The sequence below is a fragment of the Bhargavaea sp. CC-171006 genome (assembly GCF_009761675.1).
Classification (GTDB): domain Bacteria; phylum Bacillota; class Bacilli; order Bacillales_A; family Planococcaceae; genus Bhargavaea; species Bhargavaea changchunensis.
The window spans coordinates 32,641-50,451 of record NZ_QUZH01000005.1; the positions used below are offsets into that span (position 1 = coordinate 32,641).

Sequence of the window (17,811 nt, forward strand, 5' to 3'; positions counted from 1 at the left end):
GAAAATGCCGGAAAAAGGATGCCTCTTCCTGCAGTATCCTGTATATTAGGATAAATATAACCTGCTTCTCCAGGAGGTCTGAGTGCGTTGAAGGACAATCTAGGGCTCGAAAAGAGCGCAGCCACGTTACAGCATGAAACAGCCTATGAAAGTCTTCTTGCCGGGCTGGACAAGAAATTTATGATCTATAAGATCGATGCGGAAGGACTCATTCTGGAAGCCAACACCAGATTTCTTGAAAAAAGCGGCTGGACACCGAAGCGCGTACTCGGCAAACCGTTCCGCGTGATGTTTCCGGAGACACGGGACGGCAAGGCGCATTCCCTGAAAATCTGGCGGCGCATCCGGGCGGGCAGGCCATGGCAGGGCGATGTTGACCAGGTCACGAAGGACGGCAAGCCGTATCATGTCATGCTGACCGCAGTGCCCGTCATTTCAAATGGAAGCCTCCTCTATACGCTCATGCTTGAAACTGACCGTACAGAAGAGCGTGAACTGCAGAGAAAGCTTGAAGAAATTGCCTACGTGGATCCGGATACCGGTCTGATGAACCGCCATAAACTGTCGGACGAGGCGGAGCGCCTCATAGCGGAAGACCGCCATTTCACCTTTGTCTACCTCTCCATCGAAAATTTCCATACCCTCATTGAACCCGGGGACCAGGACGCTGAAAAGCGGATTCTCCAGGAATTTGTCCGGAGCATGAAAATCTACTTCCGCAACAGCCTGTTCGCACGGATCGGCATGAATGAGTTCGCCGTCCTCACCCCGCTGGGCAGCTGGTTTGCCGAAGGGTTCCTCAGCTTTCTGGACGAGCATCCGATCCGTTCGGAGCTTACCGGCCTCCAAATCCGTGTCAGCGGCGGCATCGCAAAATACCCTGACGATCAGCAATCGTTCAAGCATCTGCTGAGCGCATCTTCCATGGCCCGGCACCGTGTCCGGATGGAAGGCGGAAACCACATCGCTTCCCTTCCCAAGTCCGAGCAGCGGGCGGTTGCCCGAAAACTCCGGATCGAACAGAAGCTGCCCCAGGCCCTCGAGTCAGGAGCCATCCAACCCGTTTTCCAGCCTCAAGTCGATATGAAGACCGGAAAAATCATCGCTGCCGAAGCTTTGGTCCGATGGGAAGACCGGGATCTCGGCACAGTCAGCCCCGCGGAGCTCATTCCTGTAGCAGAAGATTGCGGCATGATCGGTGCAGTGGGGGAAGTCATGATTGAAGCTGCCTGCAGGCAGGCCGTCTCCTGGCAGGAGCAAGAGATTGGCATCCGGGTAAGCTGCAACTCATCTGTGCGGGAGTTCCGCAACGGCGAAATGACTGCGAAAGTCCGCGATATTTTGACGAGGACCGGCTGCCCGGCCTCCCTGCTTGAGCTGGAGATTACCGAGCGCTTCGCCTTCGAGGCCGAGGCCGAAGAAGCGATCATGCATCAGCTGAAAGCCCTGCATGAGGAAGGCGTTTCACTCGCCCTTGATGATTTCGGAACCGGATCGGCCTCGTTCAGGTACATGCAGACCGTCCCCCTCTCCAAAATCAAAATCGGCCAGGAGTTTATCGCCTCCTTCCCGACCAACAGCAAAGTCGGCAAGATTGTCGATGGAATTGTCCGCTTCGGGCATTCCCTCGACCTGACCGTCGTCGCGGAAGGGGTAGAGGACGAAGCAGTCTGGAAGGCACTTGAAGAAAGCGGCTGCGATGCGGTCCAGGGTTACTACACCGGCCGGCCGATGACTGCCGGTCAGCTGACCGAACGCCTTCAGTCTCAACAGTGACAGACATATTAAAGACCGCCCCCGGCCTGTCAGCCGGGGGCGGTCTTCATCTTATGCCTTATTGCGCTTCTTGAAGATCAGCTGGATGATCACTTCCGCGAACACGAGACCCATTGCAATCGATCCGGAAATCATGAGCACTTCCATTGCGTGGACAGTTGCTGCATCATAATTCTTTTCCATGACATTGCGCATCGTATTGTATGCGGTCCCGCCCGGTACGAGGGGAATGATTCCGGCTACGCTAAAGATGATCATCGGAGTCCGATACCACTTTGAGAACAGGTGGGCGACCACCGCAACGGTAAACGCACCCAGAAAGGACGCTTTCACCGCGTCCCCATCCAGAAGCAGGTCACGCGATGCAAGATATCCAAGCCATCCGACCGCACCGACAAAGCCGCAGTGCAGCAGCCGGTTTCTCGGTGAGTTGAAGATAATGCCGAACATCGTGGAGGCAAGAAAGCTGAAGAAACCATGAATCACATACGTCACATCCCCACCCCCTGGAACGAAAGGATCAATGCAATTCCTGACCCGATTGCGAAGGCGGTAAGAAAAGCTTCCGCCCCTTTGGAGATTCCCGCCATGAAATGGCCGGCCATCAGGTCCCGTATGGCGTTGGTGATCAGAAGGCCGGGCACAAGAGGCATCACGGAAGCGATGATGATGATGTCGAGCTGACTGCCAAGACCGGTCTGAACCACGACAAGCGAGAGCAGTCCGATCACCGCGGAACCGGTGAATTCAGAAAAGAACTTCACTCTGGTGCTCTCGTGGAACTTCTCCGATACGACAAAGCCGATGCCGCCCGCGAAAAAGGCGAATAGCATGTTCTTCCAGTCCCCGCCGAACAGGACAAAGAAGCTTGCACTTGCTATGGCTGCTGCAAGCACCTGGAGCCCGAACGGGAACATGAAGTTGCCGCGCTCGACGCCCTTCAGCTCCCCATATGCTTCTTCCAGTGTCACGTCTCCGGATGACAGTGACCTGGAAATTGCGTTGACACGGGCAATTTTCTCTAGGTCGGTTGCCCGCTTGCGGATACTGGTCAGCTTCACTCTACGCTGGCCGCCCGGAGAGAAAATGATTCCGGTCGATGTGGTGAATGAGTCTGCGCCGTCCATATCCAGCGAAGCGGCCATCCTCGTCATCGTGTCGTCAACACGATAGGTTTCGGCCCCCGCCTCCATCATCAGCCTGCCCGCCAGCAGGCAGGCATCGATCCCCATCTCTTCCCTTGCATCGTTCATCCGCTCACCGCCGTCCGTCCGATTCATTGAATTTCATCGTAGCGGAAACAGGCGGAAAACTCAACGGGAGACTTACTTGGCAGAAGTGCCGAGTTCCCGGAATCCGTCAATCGTATATGCCGCGACTTCTCCCGGCGATACGGTGTAGACCGTGTTGCCCGAATAGATAATTCTGAGGATCCTATTATCGTAATCCGGATATCCTTGGGCAACCCCTTCATCGGAAACAAGATCGCCCACCAGGCGGATGCCGTCTTCAGGGGTAATTTCATAAATCATCGCGCCACTGCCGCTGAAGTGCACTTCATCACTCTCAGAAGAGCCTTCATAGAGATCAACAGGAAATCCGTAGAGGCCGAGTTCCCTGTGTTCAAACAGCGCCTTATGGTCATATTGCAACTCCGAATATGTCCCTCTGCCTCCGATCACTTCCACCGCGACCTCTTTCGGCGAGGTCATGTCGGACACATCGAACAGTGAGATTTTCATGCCCGCTGTAAGCACCTGCGGCTCCGGCCCCTCCCCCTTCACGGTCACCGTCTCCTGGCCGAAGCCGATCAGATGCCGGTCGCCGAGCGGGTGGAGATAGTTGCTGAAGCCCGGTATCTTGAGTTCTCCCATGACTGCCGGCGCAGCGGGGTCCGACAGGTCGATTGCGAAAAGGGGATCGGTTTCACGGAATGTCACCACATATGCGCGGTCCCCCATGAACCGTGCGGAATAGATTCTTTCCCCTTTTGCCAGTCCAGTCACCGAACCGGTTTTTTCCAGCTCCGCATCCAGTATATAGACTGCCGACTCGGATGGTCGCTGATCATCCCACATATCGCCGTCGGTGACGGCGATACGGAAGTGCCCCTCGTATTCATCCATCGAAAACTGATTGAGTGGCGTGCCCGGCACTTCCCCGGATGCGGAGAATGTAACGTCTGTACCGTCCAGCGCATACTTGAAGATTTTCGTATATGAGCCATTTGTTCCGGGGGCAGGCAATACATCTTCTGCAAAAAGCTCCGCCTGGTATTCCGAAGAAGCAAGATACAGATTCTCCTGTGACATATACACTCCGCCCCCGCTTCCGACAAAGCCTTCCGTCTTGATGGAAGTATTCGCTCCGCCCCCAAGGTCGATGGCAGAGATGATCGTATAGGCATCACCTGCCGGTCCCGGCAGGATTGTGATCGAGCCAGTATCCATCGGACGCGCCACATCCGAGCGGGCACTGTCATACTGATACGGCCGGACATCCCCGCTTTTCTCCATGATCCGGTAAATCGGCGTCATCGAGGAAATCAGATAGAGGATGTTTCCGCTCAACCTTGATGATACATGCCATCCTTCATTCCCTGCTTCCCGGACGAGCCTGGGATCTGCCGGATTTCCGATATCGTAGAGCCGGACTCCGACTGCGCTGCTTTCAGCCGGCATGATATCCGCCGGACCGCCCTTTATTCCTGCAGTCCCCGGGTATACATGCCCGATCACAGCCAGGTTATCCCCGGACAGATACAGTTCAAGCGGCTGGAAACCGTCTTCCCCTTCAACGGTTGCGATATGTTCAGGTTTTCCTTCATTCCTGATATCGTAAATTTTCACCAGAGTGCCTTCCGATGTTACATACAGATAGTCCCCGTCCGTCTTGACAATGTCACCTTCGTCAATCCCTTTCACCTGATTATTGGTTACGGAATGTCCGGCGCCACCGGCAGGACCTGCCGCACTGTCCTCCGATGATGCCGACTCCTCGACCGCGGTCTCCCCTTTAAAGAGTTCCATCTCCCTTTGCTGTTGCTCGGCGATCAGCCGGAAATGTTCCTCAAGTTCCTCGAGAGACCTGACATGCGAAATGCCATCCCTAACAGTGAACGGAATGGTTTCTTCCCCGCCCTGCGATTTGAATGCTTTTCCGGAAACATGAAGGAAATAGCGGCCAGGTTTCAGTCCTCCCACTTCCAGACGGCTTCCGGAAAGCTTCATTTCCGCATCTGCAGGATTTCCATCTTCATCCACGATCTGCAGGGCACCGCTTTCTGCTGCATCCCTTGCAAGTTCTGAAGTAAATGATGCGCGCCATGCCTCGCCGCTGACCACACTTGCATCCGCCCGTACAGCCGCCCCCTGCCGGTCCGCCGCGCGGATTCCCGCAATTCCGGCGATGACCAGCAGTACAGCAAGTCCTGCCCACACCGCCTTCTTTCCTTTCTGCATCTGGACCCCTCCCTTTTCTGATTAGTCTGTGGACTGCCGGAAAGGGTTACAACCAATTCTCATGGACTGAGTTGGTACCACATACTATAAAAATAATCTGGCAATATCATTCACCTTCGTCTACATTGGAATGGGGATGTTCTACAACTTTCGACAAGGGGGAAAAACATTGAAAACATTAACGAGATTCTCAAACACGCTGATGGAGCGCTTCCTGCCGGATCCGTACATCTTCGTCGCAGTCCTGACGCTGGTCGTGTTTCTGCTCGGACTCGGCCTGACAGATACAGGACCGATCGAGATGGTGGATCACTGGGGCAACGGTTTTTGGGGACTGCTTGCCTTCACCATGCAGATGGTGATCGTCCTGGTCGCGGGCCATGTACTGGCCAACAGTCCACTGTTCAAGCGTATCCTCAGTACGCTTGCAGGCACAGCCAAGTCGCCGGGTTCCGCCATCATACTGGTATCGGTCGTCTCGATCATTGCCAGCTGGATCAACTGGGGCTTCGGCCTCGTCATAGGCGCCCTGTTCGCAAAGGAAATCGCGAAGAAAGTGACGAATGTCGACTACCGGCTGCTTGTCGCGAGTGCCTATGCCGGCTTCGTCGTTTGGCACGGGGGCCTTGGCGGGTCGATTCCCCTTTCTGTTGCTACACCTGACCACCCTTTTGAACCGATCATGGGAGTCATTCCGACGTCGGACACGATTTTCACGACTTATAACCTGTTCATCGTCCTCGTCCTGCTGATCACCATTCCGCTCCTGAACCGCTGGATGATGCCGAAACCAGAAGATACGGTGACCGTTGATCCCGCCAGTCTGGAAGAGCCGCTGGAGGTTGAAGAGCCGTCCGATAAGACACCTGCATCCCGGTTGGAGGACAGTGCGATCTTGTCGATGCTGATCGGCGCGCTCGGACTCATTTATCTGATCCATCATTTTGTCCGCAACGGATTCGACCTGAACCTGAATATCGTCAATCTCATCTTCCTGATCCTTGGAATCATCCTTCACGGAACACCGCGCCGGTTCCTCGCCGCGGTCGCAAATGCGGTCAAGACTGCAGGCGGCATCATTATCCAGTTTCCGTTCTACGCGGGAATTATGGGTATGATGACGGATTCCGGCCTTGCCGGCGTCATCTCGGATGCCTTTGTGTCCATCTCGAATGAGCACACATTCCATCTCTTCACGTTTTATGCTGCCGGCATCGTCAACTTCTTCGTACCATCTGGCGGCGGACAATGGGCTGTGCAGGCGCCGATCATGCTCGATGCCGCGCAGACGCTTGGCGCGGACTATGCCAAGACGGCCATGAGCATCGCCTGGGGAGATGCATGGACGAACCTGATCCAGCCGTTCTGGGCACTCCCTGCACTTGCCATTGCCGGCCTTAAGGCAAAGGACATCATGGGCTATTGTGTGTTTGTTCTCGTCCTGTCCGGGATTGTCATCTCCATCGGGCTTTATTTCTTCTAATGTTTTGACGCCTGCCGGCCGGTCCGGCAAGGCGTCATTTATGTTTCCGTCAACTCCTTGACCCCACGGAGTCGTACGCAAACTCTTCATTTCCGTATAAGGACCCGTGGCCCACTCAATTCCTTTTCTCCATTTGTATACACCTTTGCCATGCACAAAGAAAAGCCCCGCCGGTCCCGGCGGGGCTTTTCTGTCATTCTCCCGGTTCCCACGCCGGCAGCATGTTGTTAAGCGGTTTGTCCTGGCGGTAACCGAGAACGTATTCCGCCTGCATGATCGTGTGGATTTCGCGGGTACCCTCATAGATGACGGGCGCCTTGGAGTTCCGGAGATAACGGGCGACCGGGTAGTCGTCCGAATAGCCGTACGCACCGTGGATCTGGAAGGCGTCGTCTGCCGCTTTATTGGCAAAATCGCATGCCTGCCACTTGGCAAGTGATGTCTCGCGCGTATTCCGCACACCTTGGTTTTTCAGCTCTCCTGCGCGGTACACGAGCAGCCGGCTCATCTGGTAGCCCGCTTCCATGTTGGCGATCATCTGCTGGACCAGCTGATGCTTTCCGATCGGCTGGCCGAACGTTTCCCGCTCATGGCAGTACTTCATGCTCGCCTCAAGACAGGCTTTTATTAGTCCCACGGCACCCGCCGCGACGGTAAAGCGCCCATTGTCGAGTGAAGCCATGGCGATCTTGAAGCCTTCTCCCTCTTCACCGAGCCGGTTCTCCGCCGGCACACGCACATTCTCAAGAAACAGTTCACCCGTGTTCCCCGCGCGGATGCCGTATTTATTTTTGATCGCTTTCGATGAAAAACCTTGCATCGTCCGCTCAACAATGAAGGCACTGATGCCGTGGTGCTTTTTCGCCTTGTCGGTATAGGCAAAAACGAGGAAATGGTCTGCCTGGTCGCATAGCGAGATCCATGTCTTCTGCCCGTTCAGCACATAATGGTCGCCTTGCCGAACGGCAGTCGACGCCATCGCCGCGACGTCCGAACCGGCGCCGGGCTCAGTCAGGCCGAATGCACCGATCTTCTCGCCCTTCGCCTGCGGAACAAGGTATTTCTGCTTCTGCTCCCCTGTCCCCCATTGCAAAAGCGACATCGAATTCAGGCCGGTGTGGACGGACACAGCGGTGCGGAAGGCCGTGTCCCCACGCTCCAGTTCCTCACAAAGAATCGCGAGAGCATTGTAGTCCATCCCGCTGCCGCCGTATTTTTCCGGGATGCAGACACCCATGAACCCTAGCTCAGCAAGACGCTTCCATATAGCCGGATCAAACCCGCCCTCAGCATCCCACCTGGCGATGTTCGGAATGATTTCATCGTCTGTGAACTTCCTGGCGGTCTTCCGCAGCAGATCCTGCTCATCCGTGAACCCGAAATCCATCGTCCTCACTCCTTCCCGTCCTGCTTAAACCGTCGCCGCCGTTTCGGAAGATGTCTCGATAATTTTTACGCCGCGCTTTTTCATTTCAGCGATATAAGCATCACCCGGCACAATCGTTTCCGGCGGATGGACGCCGCGCTTTGTGATTGTCCCGCCGCCGATCATCTGGGCGACGATGGATATTGTATTGGCCGTTGCGCGGGCCATTGCGGTGACGTTCGTCTCCGGATCCTTCTCGGTAATCATGTCGTACTCGTAATACGCCTTTTCCCCGCCTTTGGTCCCTTCCACGATGACCCGGAGGAGCACCGCATCTTTCTTGTCGCCCAGTCGGAGCTTGGGTGTCAGCTGTTCCCTCATCACATCACGGACTTTCACCGCCTGCCCGCCGACCGTCACGTCGGAGTCGCGGTCAAGGAGCCCAAGATCGACGAGCAGCTGGAACTTTTCCGCATGTCCCTTATATCGGATGGTCTTGTATTCCAGCGTTTCCAGATCGGGGAATGACTTCGACAGCGTCGATGTGCCGCCGGACGTGTGGAACGCCTCAAGCTCACCGTAACCATCGAAGCGGATCGTCTCGATTTCGCTCAAGGAAGGCACTTCCATGACTTTGCCTTTGCGGATGACGAGAGACGGGTCCGTGTAATGGTCGAAGACGCCTTCAAGTGAAAAGACAAGATTGTAATTCAGCGGCGGTTCCGGTTCTACCGGAATGCCCCCGACATACAGACGGATCGACTCTGCCCGATCCAGCTTGCCCGCTCCGTAGCCGGACAGGATGTTGATCATGCCCGGTGCTACGCCGAGGTCAGGAATGAGCGTGACACCCTTTTTCTCTGCTGCATCAGACAGGCCGAGGACGGCATCGGTCGCGCCGCCGATGTGGCCTCCGAGATCGACGCAGTGTACACCGGCCTCGACGGCAGTGCGGGCGACCTTTTCATTGAATGTATAGAACAGCGCGTTAATGACGACATCGCCGAGAGACATGACTTCCCTGAGCTGGACGTCATCCGTCGCATCCAGCCTGAGGATGTCCAGTTTGTCCGACAACAGCGCCGAAGCAAACTCTTCCGCCTGGCGGACATTCAGGTCGGCCAGCCAGACTTTTTCCACATTATCACTTTTTGCGAGGTCCCTTGCCGCTTCTTTCCCCATCAGACCTGCTCCCAGGACGACTACTTTCATGCCGATCTCCCCTTTCGCTGTTTATTCCGTATCGATCTGTGCCCGCTGCAGCTTTCCGCTGTAGTCCACGTAGATGCTCTTCCATTCGGTGAAGACGTCCAAAGCGGCAACTCCCGAGTCGCGGTGGCCGTTGCCGGTCCCTTTCGTGCCGCCGAACGGCAGGTGGATTTCCGCCCCGGTGGTGCCTGCGTTCACATAGACGATTCCCGTATCCAGATCCCGCTGTGCACGGAATGCCTGGTTCACATCCCGTGTGAAGATCGAACTCGACAGCCCATAGGCGACACTGTTGTTCACTTCAATCGCTTCATCGAGGCTGTCCACCTCAATAAGTGAGATGACGGGCCCGAAGATTTCCTCCTGGGCGATCCGGCTGTCCCACTTCACGTCGGTGAAGAGCGTCGGCTCATAGTAATAGCCGCCTTTCAGGCTGTCGCCTTCCAGGACGTTGCCGCCGGCAAGCAGCTTCGCCCCTTCTTTTTTGCCGATTTCCACATAGCCGTGGATCTTTTCGAGAGCGGAAGCATTGATGACCGGGCCGACCTTCACCGACTCATCGAGCCCGTCGCCGATGGTAAGACCTTTCATCTGCTCGAGCAGACGCTCTTCAAGCTCTTTTTTCACATCCCTGTGTACGATGACCCGGCTGCATGCCGTGCAGCGCTGCCCCGCCGTGCCAAAAGCGCTCCACAAAATGCCTTCCGCGGCAAGATCAAGGTCGGCATCATTCATGACAATGACTGCGTTTTTTCCGCCCATCTCAAGCGACACTTTCTTCAGGTGACGGCCGCCGAGTTCCGCCACATGGCGGCCGGTCTCCGTCGATCCCGTAAACGAGATGACGCGGATGTCCGGATGCTCGATCATGGCTGTGCCGACTTCTCCGCCGCTTCCGAACACGACATTCGCCACACCAGGCGGCAGTCCGACCTCGTCGAAGATCTTCGCCATTTCATAGGCCATCATCGGTGTCTCGGTTGCCGGCTTCCAGATGAATGTGTTGCCCGCGACAATTGCTGGGAAAGACTTCCATGTTGCGATGGCGACCGGGAAATTCCAGGGTGTGATCAGTCCGACGACACCGATCGGAGCACGTACGCTCATGGCAAACTTGTCCTTCAGTTCGGATGGGACCGTCTCCCCGAACAGGCGCCGGCCCTCTCCGGCCATGTAAAACGCCATGTCGATCCCTTCCTGCACTTCACCACGCCCTTCTTCGATCACTTTGCCCATTTCTTTTGTGAGCACCTGAGCGAGATGCTCCTTCCTCTCTTTCATCAGCCGCCCGATTTCATATAGATAATCCGCCCGTTTTGGCGCGGGGACGAGTGCCCACTCTTTCTGTGCCCGCTTTGCGGCCTTTACCGCCTCATCCACATCCTGCATTCCTGAAAGCCTGACCTCGCACAGCGTCTCCCCATTTGCAGGGTTCACAACCGCCGTGTAATCGGCTCCGCCCGCGTCCTGCCAAGAACCGTTGATGTAATTGTTCAGCTTCATGCCCAGCTCCCCTTTCCACGCTCTTTATTGAAACCGCTTTCATTGTCTCTTTTCGACAAATCCGGCGGGATTCCTTCCCGATTTTTGAACTCTTCTTGACGGTCCGCTGATCGTTCACCGGCCTGTCCCCCCAAAAAACAAAAAACCCGCAGGCAATTGCCTGCGGATTTATCTTATTCATTCGGGCTGGGGAGTATGTTCCGGCTTTCCGGCCTTGACCGGGTTCCCTCCGGCAGCCTTCATGGCCTCTTTCTTTTCCTTCGGCGGAACCACCCGCTTGACGAAGAACGTCAGGACAAGCGCGATGACAACGATGACGGCACAGACAAAGTAGGAGAAATTCACGCCATGGAGAAGCGCTTCCTGGGCCACTTGTGCCTTCATGGCCGCCACCTCGGCCGGCGACATGTTCCCTGCCGCCTGTTTCATGGCGTCTTCGGCAAGCGTGGCTGCTTCGGCCTCTGCCCGCTTGTTCATGACTGTCATAAGAAACGCGGAACCGATTGCCCCCGAGACCTGCTGGAGCGTGTTGTTCATGGCGGTGCCATGGGGGTTCATCTGCATCGGCAGCTGGTTCAGCCCGTTTGTCATGATCGGCATGTTGACCATCGACATCCCGAACATCCTGATCGTGTAAACAGCCATGATGTAAAAATAGCCTGAATCGAGTTCCAGCCGGCTCAGCATGAACGTGGTGACTGTGGTAATCAGAAGCCCGGAGATCGCCAGCAGTCTCGGACCGTATTTGTCAAACAGACGGCCGGTGATCGGGGACATGATCCCCATGATGACAGCTCCCGGCAACATCAGAAGTCCGGAATGGAACGGCGAGATGCCGCGCACGTTCTGGACGTAGATCGGCGTGAGCAGCATTCCGGAAAACATCGCGATGGCCAGCACGACCGCGATGGCGGACGAAAGCGCGAACATCGGAAACTTGTAGATCCTGAATTCCAGCATCGGAACCGGCATGCTCAGTTGCCTGCGTATAAACGCCGTCAGCGATACGGCCCCGACGATGATGGTCAGATAAACCTGAGGGTCCATCCATCCCTTGTCACCGGCCATGCTGAATCCATACAGCAGACCTCCGAAACCGAAGCTCGAGAGAATGAGCGACAGGATATCCAGTCGGACATCGCGGGTATCCATGATGTTGCGGAGCTTAAAGAAGGCGACCAGGATGACCAGCACAGCAAACGGGAGGACCATCCAGAAGAGGACACGCCACGAATATTGCTCGACAATCCATCCGGACAACGTCGGTCCGATGGCAGGCGCTGTGATCATTACCAGTCCCAGATACCCCATCGCGGTGCCGCGCTTTTCGATCGGGAAGGCGACGAGCATGATATTCATCAGGAGCGGCATCATCATTGCAGAGCCGGCAGCCTGGATCATTCGCGCTGCGACAAGTATGAGGAAGCTTGGGGCCAGTGCAGCTGTGAGCGTCCCGATTGTAAACAGGGTCATCGCCGTCAGGAACAGGCTCCGGTTTGTAAATCGCTGGATAAAGAACGCACTCGCCGGAATGAGAATCCCGCTAACAAGCATATAGCCGGTCGTCAGCCACTGTACCTGGGCAGGATTCACCTGGAATTCCACCATGATGACCGGAAGTGCCACGTTCAGCAGTGTATTGTTCAGAAACGCAACAAACGCCCCGAAAAAGAGGACCGCGATCATCGCGTACGGGGGGTTGGCGTGGAGTTGTTGCTCATTCAATTGTCATTCCTCCGTTCAGAGCGACCGGTTATTCCGTGTTTCGAATAAAAATCGCATGGAAACTATTTTATACCGGCAGTCTAATCATTTCAACTTATAACTCTCAATGAAACGTAATAAATTGAGCAACCGCATGATATCAACTATAATACAACTTGAACCACCAGTATAAAAACGTTTACAAATGACACTGATATTCAGAAAGGTGACCGCTTTGAACGAACGGAAACAGCACGTCCTGAATGCCGCCAAACGGCTGTTCCTTGAGAACGGTTTTGCCAACACATCCATTCAGAACATCCTGGATGAAGCCGGAATCTCGAAAGGAACGTTCTATAACTACTTTACCTCCAAAAATGAATGCCTCATATCCATCATCGAAGAATCCACAGGAAGTGCATCCGTCATTCGCGAGGAACTCGCTGCCGACGGGCCAGACGGTCCGGAACTCCTGATCGAACAGATCCTCGTCCGCCTCCGGATGAACCGTGAACAGAAACTCATCCGCCTATACGAGGCGATCCTTCACTCCGGCGATCCGGAGCTCAGGGGCTATATGAAGTCGGTGCATCTTTCCGAGCTCGCCTGGCTCGAGCGGAGGCTCATAGAAGTGTACGGAGAACAGTTCCGCCCTTATGCCGCCGATGCCGCCCTCATGGAATTCGGCATGCTCGGCCAATACCTGCAGTTTGCCCCGGATATCACTTCCCCCGAGGAACTGTCCAAGCGAATCCGCTTTGTCATCAGGCGGACGGAAGCCCTGCTCCGGGACATGGCAGGGAATGAGGAGCACTTGCTGGAGGCCGGGCAGTTCGACCTAAGGGCCGACTCACCTCCCATCCCGGTATCGGGACAGGTCGCGAAGGAGGTGCTGCGGCTTGCAGACACATTGCCGGCCGAAACCCGGGATTACGGCCGTGAATTTGCCGGTTTCCTCTCTGCGGAGCTGGAGAAGGAAAAACCCCGCGCCTCTCTCCTGAAAACCGTTGCCGTTCCATTCCGCAAACTGTTTGATGGCCGGCCGAACGAACCGGAAGCCCGCACCGTCATGTCTGCACTCTGGCAACTTCTCAAATCCATTGATTTTAAGTGAAACCATTGGCCAGTCCGTGCCGTATGCTTAACTATCAAACCGGAGGCGGGGATGAAGAGATGAACAATCATGAAATCGATTATGTTCTGCACGGAGATGACATGCAGTTCGTTGAAGTGGAATTGGATCCTGACGAGACAGTCATCGCAGAAGCAGGAAGCCTGATGATGATGGAAGACGGCATTGACATGGAGACCATTTTCGGAGACGGTTCGGGCGGAGGCGGCGGGCTGTTCGGAAAGCTTAAAGGTGCCGGCAAGCGGCTGCTTACCGGCGAAAGCCTGTTCATGACGACATTCACGAACACAGGCTCGGGCAAGAAACATGTTTCATTCGCCTCCCCTTATCCCGGCAAGATCATCCCGGTCGATCTGAGTCAGGAAGGCGGAAAAATCATCTGTCAGAAGGATGCCTTTCTGGCAGCTGCCAAAGGCGTCTCCGTCGGAGTGGAATTCCAGCGCCGGCTTGGCGCCGGATTCTTCGGCGGAGAAGGGTTCATCATGCAAAAGCTCGAAGGTGACGGCATGGCATTTATCCATGCGGGCGGAACCATCCATGAAAAAACACTTGCGCCGGGTGAAGTCCTCCGGGTGGATACCGGCTGCCTCGTGGCGATGACACAGGGAGTCGACTACAATATAGAGACAGTGAAAGGCGTTAAAACGGCTCTGTTCGGCGGAGAAGGGCTGTTCTTCGCCACCCTCCGCGGACCGGGCAAAGTCTGGATCCAGTCCCTTCCATTCTCGCGTCTGGCGAGCCGCGTATTTGCAGCGGCTCCATATACACCCGGCGAGTCGAAAGGAGAAGGAAGTGTCGCAGGTGGATTGTTCGACCTCCTCGGCGGAAAATAACCATTTCTCAACCAAGCAAAACAAAACCGGCCTTCTCTTATATGGAAGGTCGGTTTTTAGGTTACAGATTACTCATTATGGGTCCTGACGTTTCCTCATGATGCGGAAAGACTCCTCGTAATTGTCCATAAGGAGCCGAAAACCGTCATTTCCGTCATTGGGTCCTGATGTTTCCCTATGCTTGTCAAGCATGATACGCCCCTCTTTACTGATAGTGAAACGCACCTCGTCACCCGGTCCGATATCGAGATGTTCCATGACTTTAGAGGGCAGCGTCACCCCGTGGCTGTTCCCGATCTTCGTGACTTTCCTCTTGATGTATTTCGATGCCATCGTGTTGCCGTACACCCTTTCATCCATTATCTTCCTCGGTGGGGACCCTATTATAACAGACTTACCCTGATTCCAAGTTATATTCATGACAATTCCCTGCAGAAGGCAATCTTCTTTGATGCGCGACACAAAGAGAAGGACCTGTCGAAATCGACAGGTCCGTTTTTTCGGATCGATTATTTCAGCCGTACGGAAAAGGCTGTGGCGTATTTTTGGGCAGTGCCTTCGGATACTCCAAAACGCTTGGCCACTTCTTTTGAGGTGAATGGCTCGCCAGGAAGAAGATTCGCTTCCTGAGCGGCCAGATACAGACCGGCCACAATGCCGCCTGGCTTCCTGACGATCGGATTCTCCTCACGGAAATAGCGGATGACCGAATTCCCAAGACTTTCTTTGCCATCGCGATCAAGTCCGTCGGATTCCAGTTCCGCCATCAGCATGGCAATCGCATTGCGCTGGCCGTCGGTCAAATCATCGGTGTTTACGGCTTCAGCGGTTTGCAGTGGTTCCTCTTCTTCCTGAACCTCTGTAGCGGCAGCAGCTTCCCTCGCTGCCATTCCGGACTCATTTGCCCGCTCGCCTGGCTCTCTGTTCTCCTGCAGTTCTTCAGTGTCTTCCGCAGAGGTGTGTAGGATGGCAAAGATTTCAAGCAAGTTAGACTCAAGGAATGCTTCATCTGCTTTTTCTCCAACAGATGCTGCGAACTCGCGGATCTTTTCCGCAACAGCAGCATTTTGGGAAGGAACCGAATAAAGCGTGGAAACCGGCTGGATGGCATCTTCCCGTACACGCGGATCCGATAGCACCATGCCGAACAGAAGGGTTCCTTCAGGAGCGGCAACCCGGTCGTTTTCCTTCATTGCCCACTGGTGCTCCCCAAAAACATCCTTCAGAATCAGGTGTCCTTCATTTTTTCCGGCCAGTTCCGCAAACATGACGAATGGCTGGTTCCATGACTCCAGCACCCGCTTCACTTCCTCACGGGCACCTTGTGCAGAGCGTTCCAAGTGCCGCTGCCACAAGTCGCGGTGAAGATTGAACGCGTAATGTTCGTATGCGGCACCTTCGATCGCTCCAGCCTTCATCAGGCCACCAAGCCGGGACATCCATGTCTTCACAAGCAGTGATAATTCGTTACGGTCAGGACCGGGAGCGGGTGTGCTGCCGATATAGTCCGCCATGATCTGCTTCAGCTCCTGTTCCGCGAGAAAGTGGGTACCGCCATCTGTACGGCCATGGCATTTTTTATATTTCTTTCCGCTGCCGCATGGGCACGGATCATTGCGTCTAACCATGTTTATCATTCCTTTTCGTTCATCTGCATATTCCATCTCCCCATTGTACCACCCTTTCCCCCTTCTTTGTACCCATAGCGCCACAGCGGTTTATTTCAGGGCGGTGGCAGGGTATACGAAAAGAGAAGTCAGGAAAGGAAGGGATCGGCGGATGGAGCACAATCGCATCGCATACCGCGACCTGTATGAGGCGGCCCATGATGACAAGCCTTCCTGGTATGACCGGGAAACCGGACAGGTCATCCAGCATGAGGCCGATCATGACCAGCCGCGTTATATCGAGCTTCCCCGTTTTGATGACACAGCCGAACATCAGATGAGGGTGTCATTCACCCATACACTGCAGGACAGGCCGGGCCTGCAGGAGAAGATTGGCGAAATCTTCGCCTATAGCCGCCCGGTCGAAGAATTTGAAGAGATCCTGAAAAACGAAGAGCTGCTCCATGATTGGAAAAATTACCGGGAAATGTCCCGGCAGAAGCTTTTGAACGAATGGTGCAGCCGAAACGGCATCCGTTTCGACATGGACGGAATCTGAACCCGATGATCTATCAAGGAGGCGATCAGCATGACAAACAATCAAAGCAACGGAAAGGAATACGAAAAAGCGGATCAGCAGGTAACTCCGCAGTCACAGCAAAGCCAGCCCGGCGTTGAATCGGAGATGAAACCTGAGCCGATCTATGACGATCCGGAGTACAAAGGATCCGGAAAGCTGGAGGGCAAGGTTGCTCTCATCACGGGCGGCGACTCCGGCATTGGCCGTGCGGTGGCAGTCGCATTTGCCAAGGAAGGCGCAGATGTCGCCATCGCTTATCTGGACGATGCAGAGGACGAGGACGCGGCACAGACCGTCCGCGACATTGAAAAATACGGCGGCCGCGCGATGAAGATCAAGACCGATATCCGTGACGAAGACAGCTGCCGCAGTCTCCTGAAGCAAGTTGCGGACGAGCTGGGCGGGTTGAACATTCTCGTCAACAACGCGGGTGTGCAGTATCCGCAGAAGGACATCGAAGCGATCACTTCCGATCAGCTGAAGAAAACCTTTGAAACCAACTTCTATGGACTGTTCTACCTGACCCGTGAGTCGATGGCCTACCTGAAAGACGGCGACTGCATCATCAACACGTCTTCGGTCACCGCCTACAACGGTTCGCCCGGACTGCTTGACTATTCTTCCACCAAAGGCGCCATCACGGCGTTTACCCGCTCGTTTGCCCAGAATATTGCCGGTAAGGGCATCCGTGTAAACGCGGTGGCCCCGGGACCGATCTGGACCCCGCTCATCCCGGCGACTTTCGATGCGGGCAAGGTTGAGGAGCACGGTTCCACCACTCCGATGAAGCGCCGCGGCCAGCCCGCGGAACTCGCACCGGCCTATGTGCTGCTCGCTTCCAAGGACGGCAGCTACATGACCGGACAGACGATCCACATCGATGGCGGCGACTTCATCACAAGCTGACAGGTTTGGGACAGTTCTTTTTCGGCGCCAAGGTCGTGGACGGACGTCCTGCCTATCCGCATCACCATGAAAAGTTTGACTTCCATGAGCCGGCTCTTGCGATGGCCGCACGGATCTTCGCAGGGATTTTCGTTGAAGCTCAGAAACAGAACTGCAAAAAGGCAAAAAGGTTGTGCGCGGAGCACAACCTCAGACTGTAGACAAAGTGAGTGAACTACTCCTTGGTCTGCAGTTTTTTCTATTCCTGAAAA

Annotated in this window: 15 protein-coding genes; 6 read left to right on the forward strand and 9 right to left on the reverse strand. The window is 55.2% G+C overall.

The features are described from left to right. Positions 1-87: 87 nt before the first annotated feature. The gene (locus tag DZC51_RS02535; RefSeq protein ID WP_157293806.1) at positions 88-1,776 is read left to right on the forward strand and encodes a putative bifunctional diguanylate cyclase/phosphodiesterase; all 1,689 of its coding nucleotides are present in this window, start codon (positions 88-90) and stop codon (positions 1,774-1,776) included. A 51-nt stretch (positions 1,777-1,827) separates the two neighbouring features. Here the strand turns inward: DZC51_RS02535 and DZC51_RS02540 are convergent, their stop codons facing one another. From DZC51_RS02540 to DZC51_RS02550, 3 genes are all read right to left on the reverse strand, one after another. After that, positions 1,828-2,271, reverse strand: coding sequence for a threonine/serine exporter family protein (locus DZC51_RS02540; protein ID WP_157293807.1), 444 nt, complete (start codon positions 2,269-2,271; stop codon positions 1,828-1,830). Continuing rightward, complete coding sequence (locus DZC51_RS02545; RefSeq protein WP_157293819.1) at positions 2,268-3,029, reverse strand: threonine/serine exporter family protein; 762 nt, start codon at positions 3,027-3,029, stop codon at positions 2,268-2,270. The genes DZC51_RS02540 and DZC51_RS02545 overlap by 4 nt, the downstream gene beginning before the upstream one ends. Before the next feature lie 72 nt (positions 3,030-3,101). Further along, the gene (locus DZC51_RS02550; RefSeq protein WP_157293808.1) at positions 3,102-5,237 is read right to left on the reverse strand and encodes a beta-propeller domain-containing protein; all 2,136 of its coding nucleotides are present in this window, start codon (positions 5,235-5,237) and stop codon (positions 3,102-3,104) included. 169 nt (positions 5,238-5,406) lie between these two features. Here DZC51_RS02550 and DZC51_RS02555 point away from each other — a divergent pair, with 169 nt between their 5' ends. Next, positions 5,407-6,720, forward strand: coding sequence for a short-chain fatty acid transporter (locus DZC51_RS02555; RefSeq protein WP_157293809.1), 1,314 nt, complete (start codon positions 5,407-5,409; stop codon positions 6,718-6,720). 193 nt (positions 6,721-6,913) lie between these two features. Here DZC51_RS02555 and DZC51_RS02560 read toward each other — a convergent pair whose 3' ends face one another. From DZC51_RS02560 to DZC51_RS02575, 4 genes are all read right to left on the reverse strand, one after another. Further along, positions 6,914-8,107 carry an acyl-CoA dehydrogenase family protein gene (locus DZC51_RS02560; RefSeq protein WP_157293810.1) on the reverse strand — a complete coding sequence of 398 codons (1,194 nt, stop codon included), beginning with the start codon at positions 8,105-8,107 and terminating at the stop codon, positions 6,914-6,916. Between the two features lie 24 nt (positions 8,108-8,131). Beyond that, entirely contained in the window at positions 8,132-9,298 is a 1,167-nt protein-coding gene (locus DZC51_RS02565; RefSeq protein WP_157293811.1) for a saccharopine dehydrogenase family protein, read from the reverse strand. 21 nt (positions 9,299-9,319) lie between these two features. Next, positions 9,320-10,798, reverse strand: coding sequence for an aldehyde dehydrogenase family protein (locus DZC51_RS02570; protein WP_157293812.1), 1,479 nt, complete (start codon positions 10,796-10,798; stop codon positions 9,320-9,322). A 177-nt stretch (positions 10,799-10,975) separates the two neighbouring features. Beyond that, entirely contained in the window at positions 10,976-12,523 is a 1,548-nt protein-coding gene (locus DZC51_RS02575; protein WP_465252474.1) for a DHA2 family efflux MFS transporter permease subunit, read from the reverse strand. Positions 12,524-12,737: 214 nt separating this feature from the next. Between DZC51_RS02575 and DZC51_RS02580 the strand changes: the two genes are divergently transcribed. Next, positions 12,738-13,616 carry a TetR/AcrR family transcriptional regulator gene (locus DZC51_RS02580; protein WP_157293813.1) on the forward strand — a complete coding sequence of 293 codons (879 nt, stop codon included), beginning with the start codon at positions 12,738-12,740 and terminating at the stop codon, positions 13,614-13,616. 59 nt (positions 13,617-13,675) lie between these two features. Continuing rightward, positions 13,676-14,467 (forward strand): TIGR00266 family protein, encoded by a 792-nt coding sequence (locus DZC51_RS02585; protein ID WP_157293814.1) that lies wholly within the window; start codon positions 13,676-13,678, stop codon positions 14,465-14,467. A gap of 75 nt (positions 14,468-14,542) precedes the next feature. Here DZC51_RS02585 and DZC51_RS02590 read toward each other — a convergent pair whose 3' ends face one another. Continuing rightward, entirely contained in the window at positions 14,543-14,827 is a 285-nt protein-coding gene (locus DZC51_RS02590; RefSeq protein ID WP_157293815.1) for an AbrB/MazE/SpoVT family DNA-binding domain-containing protein, read from the reverse strand. Between the two features lie 149 nt (positions 14,828-14,976). Next, the gene (locus DZC51_RS02595; protein WP_232524044.1) at positions 14,977-16,095 is read right to left on the reverse strand and encodes an SEC-C domain-containing protein; all 1,119 of its coding nucleotides are present in this window, start codon (positions 16,093-16,095) and stop codon (positions 14,977-14,979) included. A 151-nt stretch (positions 16,096-16,246) separates the two neighbouring features. Between DZC51_RS02595 and DZC51_RS02600 the strand changes: the two genes are divergently transcribed. Continuing rightward, complete coding sequence (locus DZC51_RS02600) at positions 16,247-16,633, forward strand: UPF0158 family protein (RefSeq protein ID WP_157293817.1); 387 nt, start codon at positions 16,247-16,249, stop codon at positions 16,631-16,633. 30 nt (positions 16,634-16,663) lie between these two features. Then, entirely contained in the window at positions 16,664-17,560 is an 897-nt protein-coding gene (locus DZC51_RS02605) for an SDR family oxidoreductase (protein ID WP_157293818.1), read from the forward strand. Positions 17,561-17,811: the final 251 nt, after the last annotated feature.